At 48.2% G+C, this 1,059-nt stretch carries 2 protein-coding genes; both read right to left on the bottom strand.

Features of this window, described 5'->3' with window-relative positions; translation table 11 throughout:
* A partial coding sequence (locus R8O70_RS26175; protein ID WP_318184583.1) for a DUF1538 family protein occupies window positions 1–464 on the bottom strand: 464 nt, incomplete at its 3' end.
* Window positions 461–1,059: DUF1538 domain-containing protein (locus R8O70_RS26170; protein ID WP_318184582.1), on the bottom strand; the 599-nt coding region annotated here is incomplete at its 5' end. The genes R8O70_RS26175 and R8O70_RS26170, both read right to left, overlap by 4 nt.

Below are 1,059 nucleotides of genomic sequence, written 5' to 3'. Positions count from 1 at the left end.
CTGCCAAGCGCGATACCTATCGCTACGCCTAAAGCAACCGCAACTCGTAAGCCATTTACACTAATACTGCCACCAGACACTTGATTGGCTTTGATGGCCACTGCAATCAATGAAGGCTCAGCAATGGTCGTACTAAAGCCGATAAAAAAAGCAAAGGTGTACACCCAATAATAGTCGACCCACTCTAACGCCTGCCCAATAGAGACTTTAAACTCTCGGACGAATTCAGGAGCGGTCAACTGCACCGCCATTGTTTCGCCCAACGGAAACAATGCCATCTCCAAACCGAGTAAAAATAACGATAACCCAACAATGACATACGCAAAACCGAGCAACACTTTTTTGAGGTTATTCACTGGGCGGCGCAGCACAGCCAATTGAAAGCCAAAAATAATCGCCGCAATCGGGATCACATCACGAATGGTGGACAGCAACGTATCTAAGAAATGTTCGAATGAAATCATGTAACGGCCATCCCATAAATCATGACAAACATCATTGGCAGTAAAGAGGCAAACGCAATCAACCCAAAACCATCCACCATAGGGTTACGCCCTTTAATGGCCGAAGCTAACCCTACTCCTAATGCCGTCACCAAAGGGACGGTAATCGTTGACGTGGTCACGCCACCCGAGTCGTAAGCAACGCCGATGATCGACTCTGGCGCAAACCAAGTGAGAGTCACAACGCCAACATAACCACCGATGATCATGTAATGAATTGGCCACCCTTTTAAGATGCGCAGCACCCCAATCACAATCGCAATCCCAACAGAAAAAGCCACCGTGATCCGCAGGCCAACGCCATACTCCGTCATGGATTGTTCGGTATTAGGGATCATCCCGCCTTCAGCCGCCACCTCTGAGGCCTCTTCTGCAACAGCAGTCAATGCTGGCTCTGCGATAGTGGTTCCAAACCCCAAGCAAAACGCAAAAATCAATAACCAAAACACACTGCCCTTTCGAGCAAAGGCTTGTGCCATATTTTCGCCAATGGGGAACAAGCCGAGTTCTAGCCCGAAAATAAAAAACGTCAGGCCTAAAATGACCAACAACAAAC

The organism is Vibrio sp. 779(2023) (genome assembly GCF_033344285.1).
Classification (GTDB): domain Bacteria; phylum Pseudomonadota; class Gammaproteobacteria; order Enterobacterales; family Vibrionaceae; genus Vibrio; species Vibrio alginolyticus.
This window is presented reverse-complemented; position numbering and strand designations above follow the sequence as displayed.